Here is a 3,175-nt window from a genome sequence, read left to right as displayed (position 1 = left end):
ACTTGCCCATTGACAATTGAATATCTATCAAAAAAAGTAACAAGAAATAAACCGAAACGCTGTAGAAACATATTAAAGAGTTTTTTAATAAGGTTAAGTTAATAAGGGCGCACGGTGGATGCCTTGGCACTAGGAGCCGATGAAGGACGTGATTAACGACGAAATGCTTTGGGGAGCTGTACGTAAGCTTTGATCCAGAGATATCCGAATGGGGGAACCCACTAACTGCTGGTTAGTATCCCTACCTGTTAAGGGTAGCGGAGGGAAGACGCAGTGAACTGAAACATCTCAGTAGCTGCAGGAAGAGAAAGCAAGAGCGATTGCCTGAGTAGCGGCGAGCGAAAAGGCAGGAGGGCAAACCAAGTTGTTTACAACTTGGGGTTGTAGGACTGTGACAGGGGCACAAGAGTTATAGAAGAATGATCTGGAAAGGTCAGCCAAAGAGAGTAAGAGCCTCGTATTTGAAATAGCAGCTTGAGCCTAACAGGATCCTGAGTACGGCGAGACACGTGAAATCTCGTCGGAAGCTGGGAGGCCCATCTCCCAACCCTAAATACTCCCTAGTGACCGATAGTGAACCAGTACCGTGAGGGAAAGGTGAAAAGCACCCCGGAAGGGGAGTGAAAGAGAACCTGAAACCGTGTGCCTACAAGAAGTTCGAGCCCGTTAATGGGTGAGAGCGTGCCTTTTGTAGAATGAACCGGCGAGTTACGTTTACGTGCGAGGTTAAGTTGAAGAGACGGAGCCGTAGGGAAACCGAGTCTGAAGAGGGCGCATAAGTACGTGGATGTAGACCCGAAACCAGGTGACCTACCCATGAGCAGGTTGAAGGTGAGGTAAAACTCACTGGAGGACCGAACCAGAGTACGTTGAAAAGTGCTTGGATGACTTGTGGGTAGCGGAGAAATTCCAAACGAACTTGGAGATAGCTGGTTCTCTCCGAAATAGCTTTAGGGCTAGCGTCGACATTGAGAATCTTGGAGGTAGAGCACTGTTTGGGTGAGGGGTCCATCCCGGATTACCAATCTCAGATAAACTCCGAATGCCAAGTATTTATGGTCGGCAGTCAGACTGCGAGTGCTAAGATCCGTAGTCGAAAGGGAAACAGCCCAGACCACCAGCTAAGGTCCCCAAATAATTGTTAAGTGGAAAAGGATGTGGGGTTGCACAGACAACTAGGATGTTAGCTTAGAAGCAGCTATTCATTCAAAGAGTGCGTAATAGCTCACTAGTCGAGTGACCCTGCGCCGAAAATGTACCGGGGCTAAAACAATTTACCGAAGCTGTGGATTCCGAAAGGGATGGTAGGAGAGCGTTCTATGTGTGTTGAAGGTATACCGTGAGGAGTGCTGGAGTGCATAGAAGTGAGAATGCCGGTATGAGTAGCGCAAGACAGGTGAGAATCCTGTCCACCGTAAGACTAAGGTTTCCAGGGGAAGGCTCGTCCGCCCTGGGTTAGTCGGGACCTAAGGAGAGACCGACAGGTGTATCCGATGGGCAACAGGTTGATATTCCTGTACTAGAGTATAGAGTGAAGGAGGGACGCAGAAGGCTAACTCAACCGGACGACTGGAAGAGTCCGGCCAAGCAGTGAGGCGTGGACTGAGTCAAATGCTTAGTTCTGTAACGTTGAGCTGTGATGGGGAGCGAAGTTTAGTAGCGAAGTGAGTGATGTCACGCTGCCAAGAAAAGCTTCTAGCGTTAATGTATACTCTACCCGTACCGCAAACCGACACAGGTAGTCGAGGCGAGTAGCCTCAGGTGAGCGAGCGAACTCTCGTTAAGGAACTCGGCAAAATGGCCCCGTAACTTCGGGAGAAGGGGCGCTGGCTATAAGGTCAGCCGCAGTGAAAAGGCCCAAGCAACTGTTTATCAAAAACACAGCTCTCTGCGAAATCGCAAGATGACGTATAGGGGGTGACGCCTGCCCGGTGCTGGAAGGTTAAGAGGAGTGCTTAGCGTAAGCGAAGGTATGAATTGAAGCCCCAGTAAACGGCGGCCGTAACTATAACGGTCCTAAGGTAGCGAAATTCCTTGTCGGGTAAGTTCCGACCCGCACGAAAGGCGTAATGATTTGGGCACTGTCTCAACGAGAGACTCGGTGAAATTTTAGTACCTGTGAAGATGCAGGTTACCCGCGACAGGACGGAAAGACCCCATGGAGCTTTACTGCAGTTTGATATTGAGTATCTGTACCACATGTACAGGATAGGTAGGAGCCATAGAAGCCGGGACGCTAGTTTCGGCAGAGGCGCTGTTGGGATACTACCCTTGTGTTATGGCTACTCTAACCCGGTAGGTTAATCATCTACGGAGACAGTGTCTGACGGGCAGTTTGACTGGGGCGGTCGCCTCCTAAAAGGTAACGGAGGCGCCCAAAGGTTCCCTCAGACTGGTTGGAAATCAGTCGCAGAGTGTAAAGGTATAAGGGAGCTTGACTGCGAGAGCGACAACTCGAGCAGGGACGAAAGTCGGGCTTAGTGATCCGGTGGTACCGTATGGAAGGGCCATCGCTCAACGGATAAAAGCTACCCTGGGGATAACAGGCTTATCTCCCCCAAGAGTTCACATCGACGGGGAGGTTTGGCACCTCGATGTCGGCTCGTCGCATCCTGGGGCTGTAGTCGGTCCCAAGGGTTGGGCTGTTCGCCCATTAAAGCGGCACGCGAGCTGGGTTCAGAACGTCGTGAGACAGTTCGGTCCCTATCCGTCGCGGGCGAAGGAAATTTGAGAGGATCTGCTCCTAGTACGAGAGGACCAGAGTGGACATACCGCTGGTGTACCAGTTGTTCTGCCAAGAGCATCGCTGGGTAGCTATGTATGGAAGGGATAAACGCTGAAAGCATCTAAGTGTGAAGCCTCCCTCAAGATGAGATTTCCCATGATTTGATATCAGTAAGAGCCCTGAGAGAAGATCAGGTAGATAGGTTGGGAGTGGAAGCATGGTGACATGTGAAGCGGACCAATACTAATCGCTCGAGGACTTATCCAAAGATAAGTAAGGGAGGGCTTTTAGCCCGAGTACAATTACTTAGTATTGACAGCGAGAGGTTAGGCTTGATACAATAGATAGGTATTCAATTTTGAATTGGCAAACTAAGTCCATTCATAGTTAAGTGACGCTAGCCTAGGAGAGACACCTGTACCCATGCCGAACACAGTCGTTAAGCCCTAG

At 50.1% G+C, this 3,175-nt stretch carries 1 rRNA gene; it reads left to right on the top strand.

The window, feature by feature from the left end:
• Positions 1–91: 91 nt before the first annotated feature.
• A 23S ribosomal RNA gene (locus tag ACVR1G_RS10815) occupies positions 92–2,992 on the top strand.
• Positions 2,993–3,175 lie beyond the last annotated feature (183 nt).

Source organism: Streptococcus dentasini (genome assembly GCF_053206945.1).
Note: the sequence above shows the minus strand (reverse complement) of the source record. Positions and strands in the feature narration are given on the sequence as shown.